Origin of the sequence: Massilia luteola (assembly GCF_034420155.1) — a bacterium.
Classification (GTDB): Bacteria; Pseudomonadota; Gammaproteobacteria; order Burkholderiales; family Burkholderiaceae_D; genus Telluria; species Telluria luteola.
The window spans coordinates 1-18,386 of the sequence record NZ_JAXOFN010000047.1 but is presented as its reverse complement, the minus strand read 5'-3'; the positions used below and the strand labels follow the sequence as shown (position 1 = coordinate 18,386).

General features: G+C 65.3%; 20 protein-coding genes. 11 read left to right on the top strand and 9 right to left on the bottom strand.

From position 1 onward, the window contains the following. Window positions 1-20: 20 nt before the first annotated feature. From prmC to U9J41_RS27500, 5 genes are all read right to left on the bottom strand, one after another. Window positions 21-851, bottom strand: a complete 831-nt coding sequence (prmC, locus tag U9J41_RS27520; RefSeq protein ID WP_322405364.1) for a peptide chain release factor N(5)-glutamine methyltransferase — start codon at window positions 849-851, stop codon at window positions 21-23. After that, entirely contained in the window at window positions 851-1,321 is a 471-nt protein-coding gene (locus tag U9J41_RS27515) for a disulfide bond formation protein B (RefSeq protein ID WP_322405362.1), read from the bottom strand. Before U9J41_RS27515 ends, prmC begins: the two co-directional genes overlap by 1 nt. Window positions 1,322-1,450: 129 nt before the next feature. Beyond that, on the bottom strand, window positions 1,451-2,527 hold the full coding sequence (gene prfA / locus U9J41_RS27510; protein WP_322405360.1) for a peptide chain release factor 1: 1,077 nt from the start codon (window positions 2,525-2,527) through the stop codon (window positions 1,451-1,453). Window positions 2,528-2,599: 72 nt separating this feature from the next. Further along, complete coding sequence (gene hemA / locus U9J41_RS27505; protein ID WP_322405358.1) at window positions 2,600-3,874, bottom strand: glutamyl-tRNA reductase; 1,275 nt, start codon at window positions 3,872-3,874, stop codon at window positions 2,600-2,602. A gap of 53 nt (window positions 3,875-3,927) precedes the next feature. Continuing rightward, window positions 3,928-4,617: a response regulator transcription factor gene (locus U9J41_RS27500; protein WP_056445216.1), complete on the bottom strand. Its 690-nt coding sequence runs from the start codon at window positions 4,615-4,617 to the stop codon at window positions 3,928-3,930. Between the two features lie 210 nt (window positions 4,618-4,827). Here U9J41_RS27500 and U9J41_RS27495 point away from each other — a divergent pair, with 210 nt between their 5' ends. After that, entirely contained in the window at window positions 4,828-5,328 is a 501-nt protein-coding gene (locus U9J41_RS27495) for a hypothetical protein (RefSeq protein ID WP_322405356.1), read from the top strand. A gap of 23 nt (window positions 5,329-5,351) precedes the next feature. On the opposite strand, the gene minE is transcribed toward U9J41_RS27495, so the two are convergent. From minE to minC, 3 genes are read right to left on the bottom strand one after another with little or no spacing between them, the layout of a single operon-like run. Further along, window positions 5,352-5,603 (bottom strand): cell division topological specificity factor MinE, encoded by a 252-nt coding sequence (minE, locus tag U9J41_RS27490; RefSeq protein ID WP_036231293.1) that lies wholly within the window; start codon window positions 5,601-5,603, stop codon window positions 5,352-5,354. 1 nt (window position 5,604) lies between these two features. Further along, entirely contained in the window at window positions 5,605-6,420 is an 816-nt protein-coding gene (gene minD / locus U9J41_RS27485; RefSeq protein ID WP_322405355.1) for a septum site-determining protein MinD, read from the bottom strand. Window positions 6,421-6,471: 51 nt separating this feature from the next. Next, a complete protein-coding gene (gene minC / locus U9J41_RS27480) occupies window positions 6,472-7,242 on the bottom strand; it encodes a septum site-determining protein MinC (RefSeq protein WP_322405353.1) in 771 nt (256 codons plus the stop codon). A gap of 470 nt (window positions 7,243-7,712) precedes the next feature. Here minC and U9J41_RS27475 point away from each other — a divergent pair, with 470 nt between their 5' ends. From U9J41_RS27475 to U9J41_RS27435, 9 genes are all read left to right on the top strand, one after another. Further along, on the top strand, window positions 7,713-8,888 hold the full coding sequence (locus tag U9J41_RS27475; protein ID WP_322405352.1) for an acetyl-CoA C-acetyltransferase: 1,176 nt from the start codon (window positions 7,713-7,715) through the stop codon (window positions 8,886-8,888). 95 nt (window positions 8,889-8,983) lie between these two features. After that, a complete protein-coding gene (phbB, locus tag U9J41_RS27470) occupies window positions 8,984-9,724 on the top strand; it encodes an acetoacetyl-CoA reductase (RefSeq protein ID WP_322405351.1) in 741 nt (246 codons plus the stop codon). Between the two features lie 64 nt (window positions 9,725-9,788). Next, the gene (locus tag U9J41_RS27465; RefSeq protein WP_322405349.1) at window positions 9,789-10,115 is read left to right on the top strand and encodes an AAA family ATPase; all 327 of its coding nucleotides are present in this window, start codon (window positions 9,789-9,791) and stop codon (window positions 10,113-10,115) included. 113 nt (window positions 10,116-10,228) lie between these two features. Next, on the top strand, window positions 10,229-10,615 hold the full coding sequence (locus U9J41_RS27460; RefSeq protein ID WP_056445274.1) for a DUF2750 domain-containing protein: 387 nt from the start codon (window positions 10,229-10,231) through the stop codon (window positions 10,613-10,615). Window positions 10,616-10,629: 14 nt separating this feature from the next. Beyond that, window positions 10,630-11,949: an amino acid deaminase gene (locus U9J41_RS27455; protein ID WP_322405348.1), complete on the top strand. Its 1,320-nt coding sequence runs from the start codon at window positions 10,630-10,632 to the stop codon at window positions 11,947-11,949. A gap of 55 nt (window positions 11,950-12,004) precedes the next feature. Beyond that, a complete protein-coding gene (gene pip / locus U9J41_RS27450) occupies window positions 12,005-12,961 on the top strand; it encodes a prolyl aminopeptidase (RefSeq protein ID WP_322405346.1) in 957 nt (318 codons plus the stop codon). A gap of 77 nt (window positions 12,962-13,038) precedes the next feature. Next, window positions 13,039-13,485, top strand: coding sequence for a DUF2721 domain-containing protein (locus U9J41_RS27445; protein ID WP_322405345.1), 447 nt, complete (start codon window positions 13,039-13,041; stop codon window positions 13,483-13,485). 21 nt (window positions 13,486-13,506) lie between these two features. Then, a complete protein-coding gene (locus U9J41_RS27440; protein WP_322405344.1) occupies window positions 13,507-13,962 on the top strand; it encodes a hypothetical protein in 456 nt (151 codons plus the stop codon). Between the two features lie 80 nt (window positions 13,963-14,042). Next, window positions 14,043-16,088, top strand: a complete 2,046-nt coding sequence (locus tag U9J41_RS27435; RefSeq protein ID WP_322405342.1) for an NADPH-dependent 2,4-dienoyl-CoA reductase — start codon at window positions 14,043-14,045, stop codon at window positions 16,086-16,088. A gap of 224 nt (window positions 16,089-16,312) precedes the next feature. Here U9J41_RS27435 and U9J41_RS27430 read toward each other — a convergent pair whose 3' ends face one another. Then, window positions 16,313-16,813 (bottom strand): hypothetical protein, encoded by a 501-nt coding sequence (locus U9J41_RS27430; RefSeq protein ID WP_322405341.1) that lies wholly within the window; start codon window positions 16,811-16,813, stop codon window positions 16,313-16,315. A gap of 186 nt (window positions 16,814-16,999) precedes the next feature. On the opposite strand from U9J41_RS27430, the gene U9J41_RS27425 reads away from it, so the two are divergent. Further along, a complete protein-coding gene (locus U9J41_RS27425) occupies window positions 17,000-18,325 on the top strand; it encodes an ISNCY family transposase (protein WP_322402055.1) in 1,326 nt (441 codons plus the stop codon). Window positions 18,326-18,386: the final 61 nt, after the last annotated feature.

Below are 18,386 nucleotides of genomic sequence, written 5' to 3'. Positions count from 1 at the left end.
AGGCGTGCCGCGCCGGGGTGCTAGCGACCGAACCGTCCCCCGCTGACCCGTTCGATGCCGCCCAGGTCCCGCCAGCTTTGCACGTCCGTGAAACCGGCGTCCAGCAGCAACGCCCGCACGGCCGCCGCCTGGTCGTAGCCGTGTTCCAGCAGCAGCCAGCCGCCCGGCACGAGGTGGCGCGGGCTGCCCTCGATGATGATGCGCAGCGCGGACAACCCGTCCGCATGGTCGGTGAGCGCGCCCACCGGTTCGAAGCGCAAATCGCCCTGCGCCAGGTGGTCGTCGCCGGCCGCGATGTAGGGCGGGTTCGAGGCGATGACGTCGAAGGTGCTGTCGGCGGCGAGCGCATCGAACCAGCTGCCGAGCAGGAAACGCACGCGCGCGCCGTTGGCGGCCGCATTCGCCTGCGCGACGGCCAGCGCGTCCGGGCTGATGTCGAGCGCGGTGACGTCGGCATCCGGCCGCGTGTGCGCGACGGCCACGGCGATCGCGCCGCTGCCGGTGCCCATGTCGAGCAGGCGGGACGGGCCTTGCTGCAGGCGTTCGAGCGCCAGCTCGACGATCAGTTCCGTGTCGGGACGGGGAATCAGCACGGCGGGGCCGACCTGGAAATCGAGGCCGAAGAATTCGCGCCTGCCGACGATGTAGGCGATCGGCTCGCCGCCCAGCCGGCGCGCCACCAGCGCATCGAGGCGTTGCGCCTCCTCGGGCGTGAGCGGGCGGTCGCCCTGCGTGATCAGCTGGACGCGGGACAGGCCCGTCGCCTGGCACAGGAGGATGCGGTTTTCCAGCGGATCGAGGGGCAGGCCGGCCTGCACCGCGGCGATGCCGGCGCCGGGCGCGATCGGCATCAACGCGCGCGCCGCACCAGCACCCAGGCCAGGGCCAGCGTGAGGATCACGAACCAGACGGCCGACCACTGCGGCACGTTCAGGCCGAACACGGTTTCCTGGGCCGCTTCGCACAGGCCGTCCGCGCGGAACAGCCAGGGCAGCAGGGTCGCGGTTGGGATCTTGTTGAGGGCCGTCTCCATCGGATCGATCCCGCACGAAAAGCCCGGGTGCGCGAGCACATACAAATGCTTGCCGACAAAGCCGAGACCCCCCAGCGCGCACAGCAGCGCGACACCCGCGCCGGCCTTGATCTTGCCGGAGAACGCGCCGATCAGGCTGAAGATGGCGATGCCGAGATACAGGTAGCGCTGGATGACGCACAGCGGGCAGGGCAGCATGTCCTTCGCGTGCTGGAGGTACAAGGCGGCGCCGACCACGGCGATGCTGGCGGCGGCGATGGCGAGCAGGAGGTTGCGGGATGAGGACATGGGTTTCCTGGTGGCGTTGTCGAAGATGATATTTTCAGTCTAGCAACTTATAACCGTCTTAACACCGGGGTCAGAGCCCGATTTTTGGAAATTGCCCAAAACCGGGCTCTGACCCCGGTTTGACGATTGTCAGTCGCCCAGCGCGGCCAGCTGTTCGGCCTGGTGCTCGGCGGACAGGGCGTTCGTCAGCTCGTTCAGGTCGCCGTCCATGATCATGTCCAGTTTATACAGCGTCAGGTTGATGCGGTGGTCGGTCAGGCGGCCCTGCGGGAAGTTATAGGTGCGGATGCGCTCGCTGCGGTCGCCCGAGCCGATCAGGCTCTTGCGGGTCGCCGCTTCCTTGCTCTGTTGTTCGCGCAGTTGCACATCCTTGATGCGCGCGGCCAGCACCTTCATTGCCTGCGCCTTGTTCTTGTGCTGGCTGCGGTCGTCCTGGCATTCGACGACGATGCCGGTCGGCAGGTGCGTCAGGCGCACGGCGGAATCGGTCTTGTTGATGTGCTGGCCGCCGGCGCCCGAGGCGCGATAGGTGTCGATGCGCAGGTCGGCCGGGTTGATCTGCACGTCCTCGACCTCGTCCGCCTCCGGCATCACGGCGACGGTGCAGGCGGAGGTGTGGATGCGTCCCTGCGTTTCCGTCGCCGGCACGCGCTGCACGCGGTGGCCGCCCGATTCGAATTTCAGCTTCGAATAGGCGCCCTGGCCGACGATGCGCACGATGACTTCGCGGTAGCCGCCCAGGTCGGATGACGATTCCGACACCATCTCCACCTGCCAGCGGTTGCGCTCGGCGTAGCGGGTGTACATGCGCAGCAGGTCGCCCGCGAACAGCGCCGATTCGTCGCCGCCCGTGCCCGCGCGGATCTCGAGGAAGATGTTGCGCTCGTCGTTCTCGTCCTTGGGCAGCAGCATCTTCTGCAGCTCGATGTCCAGTGCCGCCATGCGCGCCCTGGCATCGTCGATTTCGTCCTGGGCGAAATCCTTCATGTCCGGGTCGCCCAACATCTCCTGCGCGGCGTCGATGTCGGCCTGCGCGGTCTGGTACTGGCGATACACGGCGACGAGCGGGCTCAGCTCGGCGTGTTCGCGGTTCAGCTTGCGGAAGCTGTCCATGTTCGCGGTGGCGCCTTCGGACATGAGAAGTTCGTCCAGTTCGACGAGGCGGTTGGCCAGTTGGTCCAGCTTGGCCAGCATGGATGGTTTCATAGTGTTCTTATTGGAATGACAGCGGACAAGCCGCGGGAGCGGCACGCGGGTACGACGAAGGAGTGCGGGCCGCTAACGGCGGCTGCGGAACAACTGGGGCAGCAAGCTCGCGAGGCGGGCGCGCTCGTCGCCCTGGGCGCGGTGCAGGGCCTGTTGCGGGCCGTGCAGGAATTTCGCGGTAAGACCCTTGGACAGGGCGTCGAGCACCGTGTCGATGTCCTCGCCCCTGGCCAGGAGCTTGCGCGCCCGTTCCAGTTCGGCCAGGCGCATCGCTTCGCTCGATTCGTGCATGTCGCGGATCACCGGCACCACGGCGCGGTCGCCGACCCAGTGCATGAACGACTGCACGCGCGTTTCGATGATGGCCTCGGCCTGGGCGACGGCCGCCTGGCGGCTTTCGACGCCGGTCCTGACCACCTCGGCGAGGTCGTCGACCGTGTACAGGAACACGTCGTTCAGGCGGCCGACTTCCGGCTCGATGTCGCGCGGGACGGCCAGGTCGACCATGAACATCGGCCGGTGGCGGCGCACCTTGACGGCGCGTTCGACGAGGCCCTTGCCGATCAGCGGCAGGGTCGATCCGGTCGACGCGATCACGATGTCGAACTCCGGCAGGCGCTCGGACAGGTCGGCGAGGCCGATCGCCCGGCCGTTGAAGCGCGCGGCCAGGATCTCGCCGCGCGCCAGGGTGCGGTTGGCGATCGTGATCGACTTGGGATTGTGGGCGGCGAAGTGCGTGGCGCACAGCTCGATCATGTCGCCGGCGCCGATGAACAGCACGTTCTGCTCGCTGACGCGGTCGAAAATGCGTTCCGACAGGCGCACGGCGGCGGCGGCCATCGACACGCTGTGCGCGCCGATCTCGGTGGTCGTGCGCACTTCCTTCGCCACGGCGAAGCTGCGCTGGAACAGCTGGTGCAGATAGGTCCCGAGGCCGCCCGCCGCGTCGGCGACGCGCACGGCGTCCTTCATCTGGCCCAGGATCTGGGCCTCGCCCAGCACCATCGAATCGAGGCCGGAGGCGACGCGGAACGCGTGGCGCACGGCGTCATGCTGCGGCAGCATGTACAGGTGCGGGCGCAGCTCGGAGAAATTCAGGTCGTGATAATCGGCCAGGAAGCGCGCCGACGCATCGAGCGGATCGGGCGCGCAGCTGGCGGCATACATCTCGGTGCGGTTGCACGTCGAGAGCAGCGCCGCTTCGTCTTCGCCCTGGGTATTGAAACGGGAGAACCACCCCCGCGCGGCCTGCACCGCGGCGCCCAATTGCTCGGGCGCCAGCGCCAGTTGCTCGCGCAGCGAGACCGGTGCTGTGGTGTGATTGAGGCCGACGGCGAGCAGTTGCATGGGTGATCAAAAATTGGGCAGCGCGCCCATTATACCCCTACCGCGGCAGGGTTTCACGCGCCCAGCTTCTCCAGTCTATAACCGTAACTGTATACCGGCACGAGGCGGAATCCGTTTTCCGGACGCAGGCGCAGCTTGTTGCGCACGCGCGAGACGTGGGTGTCCATCGTGCGCGACGGGACGGCCGTTTCGCGCACCCAGATCGACTCGTGAATATAGGCGCGCGACAACGGCCGGCCGAGGTTGCGGAAAAACAGCAGCGCCAGGTTGAATTCCTTGTGGGTGACGTCGATCTGCTCGCCGTCCATCATGAGGCGTCCCGGGCGGGTTTCGAACACGTAAGGGCCGAACTGCAGCTGTTCCGCGCCATTCTGCGACGGGTAGGCACGGCGCAGCAGCGCCTGCGTGCGCGCGACCAGTTCGCCGCGGCGCAGCGGTTTCACCAGGTAGTCGTCGGCACCGGCCGTGACGCCGGCCACGATGTCGTCCTCGGCCGCGCTGCCGGCGAGGAACATGGTCGGGGTATTCGGCGCCAGTTTTTCCTTGGCGCGGCGCAGGAGTTCCGCCGCCGGGACGTCGGTCACTTGCCAGTCGACGATCAGCAGGTCGGTGCTGTCCTTGCGGAGTTGCCCCAGCAAGTCTTTGCCGCTGTCGAATGCCTGACAGCTGTGCCCAGCTCCGTTCAGAACTTGGCAGATGAGTTCTGCCTGGGTCGTGTCGTTGTCCAGTACGGATATTCTCATGATTTTCAGCTGTCTCGGCTTGTGGGACTATCGGACGTCACTGTAGGAACATTCCTACAATGTCACTAAATATATCAGACTTTTAAAACGCAAAGCTACCGATGCCTCAGATAAATTCACATTTTCGTTGGGAAATTGCGTCATAGTTGTGTCAAACCGTGGACAAACTCCCGGTTACACTGTCCTCAAAACTGTGGTTGAGGAGCTAACATGTTCAAGAGAAAGAGCAAGGATGACCTGGCCCTGCTGCCGGTCTCCAGCGAGGACATCGAGCGCGTGCGCGAGCGCTGCCGCGGCATCGTGCGCAAGCGCGCGGCTTTTTCGGCGGGGGTGTCCGTGATTCCGTTGCCGGGCGTTGACGTCGTGGCCGACCTGTCCAGCTTCGCCGTCATGGTCGAAGAGATCAACCAGGCGTTCGGGCTGTCGCCGGACCAGATCGACCGGCTGCAGCCGCGCATGCGCATCGCCGCCTACCAGGCCGTGGCGGCGCTGGGCGGTACGCTGGTGGGCAAGATCGTGACCAAGGAACTCGTTTTGAAACTATTACGCAAGTCGGGCGCCAAGCTGGCGGCCAAGTCAGCGGCGAAGATCGTGCCGCTGGCGGGGCAGATCGCCTCGGCGGCGATCGGTTTCGCCTTGTTCAGGCAGATGGGCTACCAGCACGTCGAAGCCTGCACGCGCGTGGCGCGCGAGGTCGGGAACGCGGCATAGGGTGGACGGCACAGCCGTCCACCCTACGCGTCCGGCAGGACGACGTTGACGTCGAGCACTTCCAGGTTGCCCTGGCGGTCGAGGGAAATCTTGATGTCCTCGGCGTTGACCTTGGTGTACTTGGAGATCACCTCGATCAGCTCGCGGTGCAGGGCGGGCAGGAAATCCGGGCCGCCGCGGCCGCTGCGTTCGCGGGCGATGATGATCTGCAGCCTTTCCTTGGCCGCCGTCGCGCTTTTCTGATTCTTCGGGAACAGGAATGAGAGCAGAGGCATGTCACTTTGCTCCGAACAGACGCTGCAGGAAACCCGGCTTTTCGTAGTTGGTGAAGCGCAGCGGGATCTCGTCGCCGAGGAAGCGCGACACGACGTCCTGGTAGGCCTGGGCCACGTCGGTGTCCTTGAAGTGGATCGCCGGATTGCCCTGGTTCGACGCGTGTAGCACGGCTTCCGATTCCGGAATGATGCCGAGCAGGGGAATGCGCAGGATTTCCTGCACGTCCTCGTACGACAGCATCTCGTCGTTTTCCACGCGGCGCGGCGAATAGCGGGTGATCAGCAGGTGTTCCCTGACGGGCTCGCCGCCGCTCTGGGCGCGGCGCGACTTGGCCTGCAGGATGCCGAGGATGCGGTCGGAGTCGCGCACGGACGACACTTCCGGATTGGTGACGATCAGCGCTTCGTCGGCGAACGTCAGCGCCATCAGCGCGCCGTGTTCGATGCCGGCCGGCGAATCGCAGATGATGTACTCGAAGTCCATCTTGACCAGCTCGTTCAGCACGTTTTCCACGCCTTCTTCGGTCAGCGCGTCCTTGTCGCGCGTCTGCGACGCCGGCAGGATGAACAGGTTGTCGCAGTGCTTATCCTTGATCAGGGCCTGGGTCAGGCTCGCTTCGCCGTTGACGACATTGATCAGGTCGTAGACGACGCGGCGTTCGCAGCCCATGATCAGGTCGAGATTGCGCAGGCCGACGTCGAAGTCGATGACGACCGTCTTGTGGCCGCGCATCGCGAGGCCCGACGAGAAACTTGCGCTCGAGGTGGTCTTGCCCACACCGCCCTTACCGGACGTTACAACGATAATTCTTGCCATGAAAAAAATGTGTCCTATTCAGTATCTGGTCAATGCTGGTACAGGGCGCGCTCAGTTGCGTGTCGCCGAACCCAGCGATGATATATCGATTCGGTCGCCGACCAAACGGATTTGTGCCGGCTGGCGTGCCACTTCCGGGGGGACACCTTCGTCGAACGTCCGGTAAACGCCCGCGATCGACACCAGTTCCGGTTCCAACTGCAGCGCGAAGATGCGCGCGCCGGCATTGCCCGAGGCGCCCGCCAGCGCGCGGCCGTGCAGCGGCGCATACACGTGGATGCTGCCGTCGGCGATGAGCTCGGCGCCATTGTTCACGACGGCGGTCACGATCAGGTCGGTTCCGCGCGCGTAGATGCGCTGGCCGGCGCGCACCGGGGTGTCGACGATCATCGCCTGGGCCGGCACCGGCGCCGGAGCCGGTGCGGGCGCCGGGGCGGCCGGTTCTTCCGGCGCGGCGGCAGGCATGTCGCGTTCGCGGCCGGCGCCGGCCTGCAGGCCGCTCGTACCGTCGTCGAGGAACAGGTCGTGGGCCCGGATCACGTCGTGCAGCTTGCCCGGCGCGCCGCGCACGGCGACGGCGTTCAGCCGGTACTTCCTGAGCAGCGCGACCAGCGCCTCCCAGTCGATGTGCGCGGCCTCCTCGGCGATGCCGGCGACGTCGATGACGGCGAATTCATCCTCGAAGAAATCGGAGACGCCCCCGGTCATCTGCTTGAGCGCGGCATCGATCGCGATCGGATCGGCCGAGTGCAGGATGGTCGAAATGGCCACGACCGTGGAGATCTTGATTTCGATGGGCAGGGAGCTCGAGCTTTTGGGCATAAATCAATGTGGTTGGCTTAGCCCGTGCATTCTACTGTGAATTTTCACCCAACGGAAAAGGGTTTTGGTCCGGTTTATACAGGCGGCAACCCCTGTTTCCTGAACAAAAATAATGTCTGATAAAGATGCTCAGCCATGCGCAAAATGAAGAAAAGGACTGTTTTTTCCGATGAATAAGCTGATAAGATTGATTTTGCTTAAACAAACTTTAAGCAAGGTCACTAATATTGTTGGCTTTCTGTCCAAGCCTATGCGGAGATTGTGATTCATCAAGCGCACGACATGGTCGACCTGCCGCGCACACCGGTGTCCCCCGCATCCGATGCACCCCATGCATGCGGCTGCCGCCGGTTCAGTGCCACCGTTGCGCTGGTTTTCGGATTCTTCCAGGCCTGGTCAGAAAAAGGCCGACAGCAGGGCTGTCCACTCATTGAACCCCGGCCACTGGGGCCGGGATACCGGAGATTGATATGGAAGATGTCGTAATCGTGGCCGCCGGCCGTACTGCAATCGGCAAGTTCGGCGGTACGCTCTCAAAAGTTCCGGCTGCCGAGCTAGGCGCCCAGGTCATCAAGCACCTGCTGACGAAGACGGGCATCGATCCGGCCGCCGTCAGCGAAGTCATCATGGGCCAGGTCCTGACGGCGGGCGTCGGCCAGAACCCGGCCCGCCAGGCCGTCATCAAGAGCGGCCTGCCGGACAAGGTGCCGGCCTTTACCCTCAACATGGTGTGCGGCTCCGGACTGCGCGCCACCCACCTGGCGGCCCAGGCCATCAAGTGCGGCGACGCGTCGATCGTGATCGCCGGCGGCCAGGAAAACATGAGCGCCTCGCCGCACGTGCTGAACGGTTCGCGCGACGGCTTCCGCATGGGCGACGCCAAGCTGACCGACACGATGATCGTCGACGGCCTGTGGGACGTCTACAACCAGTACCACATGGGCGTGACGGCCGAGAACGTCGCGCGCAAGTACGAGATCTCGCGCCAGGAACAGGACGAATTCGCGCTGCAATCGCAGCTGAAGGCGGAAGCGGCCATGAAGGCCGGCAAGTTCAAGGACGAGATCATCCCCATCGAGATCCCGTCCAAGAAGGGCCCGACCGTCTTCGATACCGACGAGTATCCGAAGCACGGCGCCACCCTGGAAGGCCTGTCCAGCCTGCGTCCGGCCTTCAATAAGGAGGGTTCCGTGACCGCAGGCAACGCGTCCGGCCTGAACGACGGCGCCGCCGCCGTGATCATGATGTCGGCCTCGAAGGCCAAGGAACTGGGCCTGACCCCGATCGCCCGCATCAAGGCCTATTCGTCGGCCGGCCTGGACCCGGCCATCATGGGCATGGGCCCGGTCGACGCCGCCCGCCAGTGCCTGGAAAAGGCCGGCTGGAAGCACGAAGACGTCGACCTGATGGAAATCAACGAAGCCTTCGCCGCCCAGGCCGTCGCCGTCAACAAGCAGATGGGCTGGGACACGTCGAAGATCAACGTCAACGGCGGCGCGATCGCGCTGGGCCACCCGATCGGCGCCTCGGGCGCGCGCGTGCTGGTGACCCTGCTGCACGAAATGATCCGCCGCGACGCCAAGAAGGGCCTGGCTGCGCTGTGCATCGGCGGCGGCATGGGCGTTGCCCTGGCGGTCGAGCGCTGAAGTAATCCGGCACGGCGCCACCGCTGGGGCGCCGTGCAGGTTCGGTAATCAACAAGTGTGTGCGCAATATTTAAGCGAAAAACGAGGAGAAGACTATGGCTAGAGTGGCATTAGTGACCGGCGGCATGGGCGGCCTGGGTGAAGCGATCTGCATCAAGCTGGCGGCGCTCGGCTACAAGGTCGTGACGACGTACTCGCCGGGCAGCAAGAAAGCGGAAGGCTGGCTCGCTGCGATGCGCGAACAAGGCCATGACTTCAAGGCGTATGAATGCGACGTGTCCGATTACGACTCGGCCCAGGCCTGCGTGGCCAAGGTCGTGAAGGAAGTCGGTGCCGTCGACGTGCTGGTCAACAACGCCGGCATCACGCGTGACATGACGTTCAAGAAGATGGACAAGGTCAATTGGGATGCGGTCATGAAGACCAATCTCGATTCCGTGTTCAACATGACCAAGCCCGTCGCCGACGGCATGGTCGAGCGCGGCTGGGGCCGCATCATCAACATCTCGTCCGTCAACGGCCAGAAAGGCGCGTTCGGCCAGACCAACTATTCCGCGGCCAAGGCCGGCATCCACGGCTTCACGAAGGCTCTGGCGCTGGAAGTGGCGCGCAAGGGCGTCACCGTGAACACCATCTCGCCGGGCTACATCGGCACCAAGATGGTCACCGACATCCCGGCCGAAGTGCTGGAATCGAAGATCCTGCCGCAGATCCCGATGGGCCGCCTGGGCAAGCCGGAAGAAGTGGCCGGCCTGGTCGCCTACCTGTCGTCGGACGAGGCAGCCTTCGTCACCGGCGCCAACATCGCCATCAACGGCGGCCAGCACATGCAGTAAGCGGCCGTCGCGCCGTCGTGCATCGACACCGCCCCCGGGCGGTGTTTTTCTTTCCGGATCAATCATGCCACCACTTGCCGCCAAGCCGTATTTGCGTGCCGTCCAGGTCGACCCGCGGGCCGCGATCGACCTCGACCGCTATCCGTTTACCATTCCCGCCGTGCGCGAACTCGGCGTGCTCGAGCCGCATCCCGACGTCACCTTTTTCGTCGGCGAGAACGGCGCCGGCAAGTCGACGGTGCTGGAAGCGATCGCGGTGGCGCTGGGCTTGCCGGCCGAGGGTGGCACGAAGAACGTATCCAGGGCACAGCAGGAAGTGTCGCCGCTGCACCGGCTCCTGCGCGTGACGAAGGGCTCTCGACGACGAACCGGGGTCAGAGCCCGATTTTGAGAAATTTCCTAAAACCGGGCTCTGACCCCGGTGTCGGCCTGCGCGCCGTGATGGGGCCAACGTGTCGTATCCTCGTCCCGACGGCCGCCGCCGGGCGCGCGAGGAAGAGGGCAATGATCGATACTGAACAAGTGAAGGCCGTGGTGCGCTTGCCGGCGCCGCAGCGTTATGAATATTTCGTCAAGCGCGTCGCTGCCACGGGCACCGTGTGGGGCCTGTACCGCAACGGCTGGGCGCTGGCGAAGAAGGACGATGGCACGCTCGTGTTCGCCATGTGGCCGGACCGCGAATTCGCCCGGCTGTGCGCGGAATTCGAGTGGGATGGCTACGAGCCGCACGCGTTTGCGCTGGACGAGTTGCTGGGAGAATTGCTGCCCCAACTGCAGCAGGACGGCCTCGTGCCGGGCATTTTCCGTACCCCCGGCTCGAAAGGCGTGATGCCGACGCCGGGCTTGTTACGTGTCGACCTCGAGGACGAATTGCGCAGCCTCGACGCTTGATGGGAGAAGAACACATGAACGCATTGCCGCACGGCGCACTCGCCTTGTCCGGCCTGGAAGAACAGGTGCTGCTGCCCGGTGTGAAAGGGCTGCCGTTGATCGCGCCGCTGCGCCAGGGGGCCATCGGCGTGCAGGGATGGAACGTGCTGCATGGCGACACGAGTTACCCCGTCGCGGTGCTTAAAACGTCCGCGCTGCGCCATAACCTCGAGTGGATGCGCGACTTCTGCGCGCGCCATGGCGTGCGCATCGCGCCGCACGGCAAGACGACGATGTGCCCGCAGCTGTTCGGCGCCCAGCTGGCCAATGGCGCATGGGGCATCACGCTGGCGAACGCCGTGCAGGTGCGGGTGGCGCACCGTTTCGGCGTGCGCCGCGTGCTCGTCGCGAACCAGCTCGTCGCGCGCAGCGACGTGCGCATGGTGCTGCAACTGCTGCACGAGGACCCCGGTTTCGAATGCGTCGTGCTGGCCGATTCGCTGGCCGGCGTGGCGCGCCTGGCCGAGGAAGTCGACATGCACCCGCTCGCACGCACGCTGCCGGTGCTGGTCGAACTGGGCCTGTCGGGCAAGCGCGCCGGCTGCCGCACGCCGGAGGAGGCGCTGACCGTGGCGCGCGCCATCGAACGGGCGCCGGGCCTCGTGCTGGCCGGCTTCGAGGGTTACGAGGGCCTGCTCGTATCGGACGACCCCGACGCCGATCTGCGCGCCGTGTCCAGCTTCGTCGCGCGCCTGTGCGCGCTCGTGCGCGAGGCCGACGACGAAGGCCTGTTCGGCACGCGCGAGATCCTCGTGACGGCCGGCGGCTCGTCGTACTTCGACCTCGTCGCGCGCGGCTTCCAGGAATTGCACGGCCTGTCGCTGCCGCTGGTCCCGGTGCTGCGCAGCGGCTGCTACCTGACGAGCGATCACGGGATGTACCAGCGCCACATCGAGGCGCTCGACGCGCGCGAAGGCACAGCAAACGGCGAGGGATTGCGGGCCGCGCTGGAGATCTGGAGCGTCGTGCAGTCGCGTCCCGAACCGGGCCTCGCGATCCTGACGATGGGCAAGCGCGACGCGTCGCACGACGCCGGCCTGCCGCTGCCACTGTGGCACCACCGGCCCGGCCCCGGCGTCGCGCACGCGCTGCCGGACGGCTGCGAGATCGTCAAGATGAACGACCAGCACGCATACCTGCGCCTGCCGGAAGGAGCCGTGCGCGACATGCTGGCGGTGGGCGACCTGGTCGGCTGCGGCATCTCGCATCCGTGCACGACGTTCGACCGCTGGCCGCTGCTGCTGGCCGTGGACGACGACTACGCCGTGCGCTTCGCGCTCAACACTTTCTTCTAGATCGGCCGGGCGGTAGGCTACAATCGGTTGTCGTTTTTTCACAGACCGATCCGCCATGCCCGTCACCCCGCCGTCGCTGTTCCCGCCCATCCTCCCGAATCGCCATGGCATGCTGGCCGTGGACGACCTGCACACGATCTACTGGGAAGAAGTGGGCAACCCGAACGGCATCCCCGTCGTGTTCCTGCACGGCGGCCCGGGCGCGGGCCTGTCGCCGCAGCACCGCCGCTTCTTCGATCCGGCCACGTACCGCGTGATCCTGTTCGACCAGCGCGGCGCCGGCAAGTCGACCCCGCTGGGCGAATGGCGCAACAACACGACGCAGCTGCTCATTCAGGACATCGAGCACCTGCGCGCCATGTTCGGCATCGAGCGCTGGCTCGTGTTCGGCGGCTCCTGGGGGTCGACCCTCGCGCTGGCCTACGGACAGGCGCATCCGGAACGCTGCCTCGGCTTCGTCCTGCGCGGGATTTTCCTGTGCACCCCGGCCGAGATCGAATTCTTCCTGTACGGCGTGCAGTGGTTTTATCCGGAGCTGTACGACGAGTTCATCGCCCCGATTCCGGTCGAGGAGCGCGGCGACCTGCTGGCGGCGTACGCGAAGCGCCTGTTGTCCGACGACCCGCAGCAGTACTGGCCCGCCGCGCGCGCGTGGAGCCGTTTCGAAGGCCGCCGCGTGTTCCTGCTGCCGCAGGAAGAAGACCATTCGTCCGACACGCTCGACCTGGGCGTGGGCCGCCTCGAATCGCACTACATGGCGCACGGCGGCTTTCTCGAGCCCGACCAGCTGTTGCGCGACGTCGGCCGCATCGCGCACCTGCCGGCCGTGATCGTGCAGGGCCGCTACGACGTGATCTGCCCGCCGCTGTCCGCGTACCGCCTGCACCAGGCCTGGACCGGGTCGCGCCTGCGCATGATCCCGGACGCCGGCCACGGCGCGCTGGAAGTCGGCATCGCCCGCGCCCTCGTCGCGGCCACCGAACAGTTCAAGCGTTACGGCCGCTTCGATTGAAACGATGGTAATCCGGACACGGGCCGCCGCCTGCTACACTGTCCCCAGCTTCTTACAATAACGACAAGCTACGCAGCATGAATATCCAGACCAACGACATCGGCCATGTCATCCAGCTGTCGATCGCGCCCGTGTTCCTGCTCACGGGCGTGGCGACCAAGCTGACGGTACTGATGAACCGCCTCGCGCGCATCATCGACCGTACCCGCGACCTCAAGATCGAGTTGCGCAACGGCCCCGACCCCGAATGCAGCGAGGAGCTCGACGTGCTGTACCTGCGCTGGCGGCTGATCAATTACGCGATCACGTCCAGCACCGGCTGCGGCTTCCTGATCTGCGTGATCATTGCCTGCCTGTTCCTCGGCGATACCGCGAACCTGCCGCTGGACCGCTACATCGCCGGCCTGTTCGTGGTGGCCATGGTCGCGCTGATTGCCAGCTTCATCTTCCTGCTGCGCGAAGTGTCCGTCTCGTTCCGCTACATGCGCATCCACCGTCACGACGATCCGGCCAGGCCGGACTAGATTTCACGAATCGAGACTATCATGCACGACTATCAACGCCCTCCCACCCTGCACCGCTACGGCCTGCGCGCCGAGCTGGAACTGGCGCTGTCCACCGGCCAGTTCAAACTCCAACCCGAGAACGGGTTCCTGACGCTGTCGTTTTCCACCGCGTGGAACCGGCAGCTGTTCGACGTCCTCGGCCCGGCCGACAGCTGCCTCGTGATCCACAACACGGAGGAATTCGGCGAGCGCCTGCACCGCGCCGTCCAGCGCACGCTGCCCAACTGGGCCGGCATCGACGGTCCCGTCGAATACGGCGTGCGCTCGCGTCTCGGCCAGGCGTTTTCGCACACGGCGGCCGACGCCCGCGAAAAGGAGTGGAAATTCGCCTGGCGTTCGATGGCGCCGCATACGAGCCTGAATCCCGTCACGGTGCGCATCGGCAGCATCGAGCAGTTCGCCGAACTGCGTACGCCGGAGAGTTATCCGGCCTGATCTCCGGCGGCGCGCGCGATTAGAACCACGGCTCCAGGAAATCCCGGTGTAATGCCGGGATTCCCACTTTCGCCGCCCCCATGACTGCTTCGCTGCCCGTTAACGCCTATCCGAACCTCCTCGCGCCGCTCGACCTCGGATTCACGACGCTGAAGAACCGCGTCATCATGGGCTCCATGCACACGGGGCTGGAAGACCGGTTCTGGAACTACGGGAAGCTGGCCGCGTTCTATCGCGAGCGGGCGCGCGGCGGGGCCGGCCTGATCGTCACCGGCGGCATTGCGCCGAACCGCCAGGGCTGGCTGCTGCCGTTCGGCGGCACGCTGAACTTCCGCGGCGACGTGTTCAACCACCGCCGCGTCACGCGCGCCGTGCACGAGGAAGGCGGCAAGATCCTGCTGCAGATCCTGCACGCGGGACGCTACGGCTACCAGCCGCTCGTCGTCTCCGCATCCAACGTCAAGTCGCCCATTTCTCCGTTCCGCCCGCGCGCGCTGACGGCGCGCGGGGTCGAGTCGACCATCGCATCGTATGTCCGCTGCGCGCGCCTGGCGCAGAAGGCCGGCTACGACGGCGTGGAGGTGATGGGCAGCGAGGGTTACCTGATCAACCAGTTCCTCTGCGCGCGCACGAACCGCCGCACCGACGCGTGGGGCGGTTCGCTCGAAAACCGCATGCGCCTGCCGGTGGAGATCGTGCGGCGCATCCGCGCGGCCGTCGGGCGCGATTTCATCGTCATGGTGCGCCATTCCGTGCTGGACCTCGTCGACGGCGGCAACACGTGGGACGAGATCGTGCAGGTGGCGCAGGCGCTGGAAGACGCCGGTACCACGATCCTCAATACGGGCTACGGCTGGCACGAGGCGAGGATTCCGACCATCGTCACGTCGGTGCCGCGCGCCGCGTTCGCATCCGTCGCGGCGCGGCTGCGCGACGCGGTCGGCATCCCGGTGGTGGCGTCGAACCGCATCAACATGCCGGCCGACGCCGAGCACCTGCTGGCGACAAACAGCGCGGACCTCGTGTCGATGGCGCGGCCGTTCCTGGCCGATCCCGACTGGGTGAACAAGGCGCAAGCGGGGCAGGCGGACCGCATCAACACGTGCATCGCCTGCAATCAGGCCTGTCTCGACCACACGTTCGCCAACAAGCGCGCGAGCTGCCTCGTGAACCCGCGCGCCTGCCACGAGACGGAACTCGTGTACCGGCCGGCCGTGCGCCGCAAGCGCATCGCCGTCGTCGGCGCCGGGCCGGCCGGCTTGTCCGCCGCGACGGTGGCGGCGGCGTGCGGACACGCCGTCACGCTGTTCGACGCGTGGGACCGCATCGGCGGCCAGTTCAACATCGCCATGCGCATCCCCGGCAAGGAAGAATTCGCGGAAACCATCCGCTATTTCCGCCGCCAGCTGGAGCTCGCCGGCGTCGAGCTGCGCCTCGGCCGGCGCGTCACGCGCGAAGAACTCGTCGCGGCCGGCTACGACGACGTGATCGTGGCGACGGGCGTCACCATGCGCCGTCCGCGCATCAAGGGTATCGAGCACCCGAAGGTGCTGTCCTACCTGGACGTGCTGCGCGAACGGGCGCCTGTCGGCCGGCGCGTGGCGATCATCGGCGCCGGCGGCATCGGCTTCGACACGGCCGAATACCTGATCCACGATGCGAATGCGGCGCGGCCGCAACCGGTCGAGGACTGGGCCGGCGAATGGGGCGTCGACCTGCGCGTGGCCGCACCGGGCGGCCTGGCAAAGCCGCACGGAACGACGCCCGCGCGCAGCATCTGGCTCCTGCAGCGCAAGACCACGCGGCCGGGCGCGGGCCTGGGCAAGACGTCGGGCTGGGTGCACCGCGCCACCCTGGCGCGCAACGGCGTCGTGATGCTGGCCGGCGTGCAGTACGACCGCATCGACGACGCGGGCCTGCACATCACGGTCGGGGGCCAGGCGAAGCTGCTGGAAGTGGACAACGTGGTGATCTGCGCCGGGCAGGAGAGCCTGGCGGAGCTGATGCCGCCGGAGGACCAGCGCGGCGGGCCGGCATTCCACAAGATCGGCGGCGCGGCGCTGGCGGCGGAACTGGATGCGAAGCGGGCGATCCGGGAAGGCGCCGAGCTGGCGGCGCGGCTATGACCCGGAAACGCGGAACGACAATACGGCGTTGCCGCGCGGGCGGGAACCATGCCTCGTTTCGTCCGGGCGGGGACCAATACGCCGTTTCGCGCCGGCAGTCATCATCCGTCGTTCCCGCGCAGGCGGGAGCCCAAGATTAAGTATCCGGAGTCGAAAGATCGAATTTGCTGCGCCAAGTAATTGGGGCCCCGCCTGCGCGGGGACGACGTGACAGGCTTCGAGGTTTATTGTCCCGCCCCGCTGCTGCGTTTCTTGCTCTTCCTGCTGCGATGATCCGATGCCGGCTGCGCCGTCTGATCGCCCTGGCGCGGCATGTTGGCTTCGCTCTGCACGGAGCCATTCGAGCCCGTCGGCGACGCCAGCGAGCCGCCTTTCTGCTGCTGTTCCATGCCGCCGTAGCCCGACTGGCGCGCCGCGTTCAGGCGGTCTTCCTCGCCGCGCGCCTGCATGCGCTGGGCGCTCTGGCGGGCGCTCCAGCCGGCTTGCTGGCCCCCGGCGCCGCCGCGCTGGCTGCCCACGTTCGCATTGTCGAGTCCGCCCTGCAGCGATCCGCGCGAACGCAGGGCAGCACCCTGCTGTTCGATATTGGCCGACTGGACGTTGGCGCTGCCCGGCGCCACCCAGCCCGGTGCGCGCGGCTGCTGGCTGTTTTCCGCGACGGTGACGGCTTTTTCCTTGGCAATGCCGCGCGAATGCGTGGTGTCCGGCCCTTTTTGTTTCGACATTTGATTCTCCTGTGAGCGGCGCATGCGGATGCGCTGACAGAAGGATCATGCGCGCGGGGAACGCGCTATTCCAGAGGAACAAGGAGCGCACCTTTGTAGGACTGGAACTACCGTAGGGTGTGTTAGGGCAAAGTTGTAATGTCCGCATTTAGCAAAGTTGAAATGTCCGCTTTTGCTAGATAGCTCATGCTGTCGATTCCGAACGGTTTGGAGTCGAGCGTGGGAAAAATCGGGAGCATTACGATGGAGGAGTTGGAACGCGCCGGGGTCATCGGCGCCAGTATCAAGGGCGAGATCACGGCGGTCATTGCGGCCAGGCGGCTGGGGATAACGACGCGTCAAATACGCCGTCTTCAAAAACGCTTTGAACAAGAAGGCCAGAGCGGGATGATATCCAGGCAGCGGGGCAAGCCGAGCAACAATCGGCTTGCGCCTGAGGTGGCGCAGAAGGCGCTGGGACTGCTACGTGATCACTATGCCGACTTTGGGCCGACGCTGGCTTGCGAGCAACTACGCGAGCGGCATGGCTTGAAACTGTCGAAGGAAACCCTGCGCAACTTGATGATCAAGGCCGGGCTATGGGTCACGAAATCTGCCCACAAGAGCCGTCTTTATCAGCCGCGAGAACGACGTCGGTGCATCGGAGAGTTGGTCCAGATAGACGGCAGTCGTCATCACTGGTTCGAGAAACGTGGCGACGCTTGCACCTTGCTAGTGTATATCGACGATGCGACGGGCAGGATTCAGCATCTGCACTTTGCCGAGACAGAAACGACGGCCAGCTATTTTGAGGCGACTCGACGATACATCGAGCAGCACGGCAGACCGCAAGCGTTCTATGCCGACCGTGCAGCGGTCTTTCGCTCACCATCAGCAACGAACCAGACGAAGACCCAGTTCCAGCGTGCGCTCGATGAACTTGGCATCGAGCTAATCTGTGCCAACTCTCCTCAAGCGAAGGGCCGCGTGGAGCGGGCTAACCGTACGTTGCAAGACCGTCTGGTTAAAACCTTGCGACTGGACGGCATCAACGACATCGAGACCGCAAACGCCTGGTGCGGTGATTTCATCCAGAACTACAACGCACGCTTTTCAGTCGAGCCGGGCAATCCGCTTGACCTGCATGTCGCCCTTAACTCAACTTACAACCTGGATCTGATCCTGGCCATTTGCGACAGCCGAAAACTCAGCGCCAAACTCACCTTGCATCACGGCGGCGTACCGTATCGGTTTGACGATAAGCCTGAGCTTCGCAAGCTGATCGGTCAGTCCATCAACATCCATACCTATGCTGATGGTCGAGTTGAAATGCGCGCTAACGGCAACGTGCTCGCCTATATCCGTATGGAGCAACCGCTGCGGGCGAAGGATGTCGACGTGGATAGCAAAACGCTGCACGCAACTCTCGACAAGAAGAAACGCAATCGCAACTACCGCGAAGATCGAGTTGCCGCCGCCGTCGTGCAGGGGGTGATGACGGCAAGGAAAACGTCCGCTCAGAAGCGCATTTGAAATGTCACATGACGGACATTTCAACTTTGCTCAAAGCGGACATTTTAACTTTGCCTTTACA

Coding starts and splice junctions, on each gene's coding strand:
- prmC (WP_322405364.1), bottom strand. CDS start 851: ATGCCGATCGCGCCCGGCGCCGGCATCGCCGCGGTGCAGGCCGGCCTG.
- U9J41_RS27515 (WP_322405362.1), bottom strand. CDS start 1,321: ATGTCCTCATCCCGCAACCTCCTGCTCGCCATCGCCGCCGCCAGCATC.
- prfA (WP_322405360.1), bottom strand. CDS start 2,527: ATGAAACCATCCATGCTGGCCAAGCTGGACCAACTGGCCAACCGCCTC.
- hemA (WP_322405358.1), bottom strand. CDS start 3,874: ATGCAACTGCTCGCCGTCGGCCTCAATCACACCACAGCACCGGTCTCG.
- U9J41_RS27500 (WP_056445216.1), bottom strand. CDS start 4,617: ATGAGAATATCCGTACTGGACAACGACACGACCCAGGCAGAACTCATC.
- U9J41_RS27495 (WP_322405356.1), top strand. CDS start 4,828: ATGTTCAAGAGAAAGAGCAAGGATGACCTGGCCCTGCTGCCGGTCTCC.
- minE (WP_036231293.1), bottom strand. CDS start 5,603: ATGCCTCTGCTCTCATTCCTGTTCCCGAAGAATCAGAAAAGCGCGACG.
- minD (WP_322405355.1), bottom strand. CDS start 6,420: ATGGCAAGAATTATCGTTGTAACGTCCGGTAAGGGCGGTGTGGGCAAG.
- minC (WP_322405353.1), bottom strand. CDS start 7,242: ATGCCCAAAAGCTCGAGCTCCCTGCCCATCGAAATCAAGATCTCCACG.
- U9J41_RS27475 (WP_322405352.1), top strand. CDS start 7,713: ATGGAAGATGTCGTAATCGTGGCCGCCGGCCGTACTGCAATCGGCAAG.
- phbB (WP_322405351.1), top strand. CDS start 8,984: ATGGCTAGAGTGGCATTAGTGACCGGCGGCATGGGCGGCCTGGGTGAA.
- U9J41_RS27465 (WP_322405349.1), top strand. CDS start 9,789: ATGCCACCACTTGCCGCCAAGCCGTATTTGCGTGCCGTCCAGGTCGAC.
- U9J41_RS27460 (WP_056445274.1), top strand. CDS start 10,229: ATGATCGATACTGAACAAGTGAAGGCCGTGGTGCGCTTGCCGGCGCCG.
- U9J41_RS27455 (WP_322405348.1), top strand. CDS start 10,630: ATGAACGCATTGCCGCACGGCGCACTCGCCTTGTCCGGCCTGGAAGAA.
- pip (WP_322405346.1), top strand. CDS start 12,005: ATGCCCGTCACCCCGCCGTCGCTGTTCCCGCCCATCCTCCCGAATCGC.
- U9J41_RS27445 (WP_322405345.1), top strand. CDS start 13,039: ATGAATATCCAGACCAACGACATCGGCCATGTCATCCAGCTGTCGATC.
- U9J41_RS27440 (WP_322405344.1), top strand. CDS start 13,507: ATGCACGACTATCAACGCCCTCCCACCCTGCACCGCTACGGCCTGCGC.
- U9J41_RS27435 (WP_322405342.1), top strand. CDS start 14,043: ATGACTGCTTCGCTGCCCGTTAACGCCTATCCGAACCTCCTCGCGCCG.
- U9J41_RS27430 (WP_322405341.1), bottom strand. CDS start 16,813: ATGTCGAAACAAAAAGGGCCGGACACCACGCATTCGCGCGGCATTGCC.
- U9J41_RS27425 (WP_322402055.1), top strand. CDS start 17,000: ATGCTGTCGATTCCGAACGGTTTGGAGTCGAGCGTGGGAAAAATCGGG.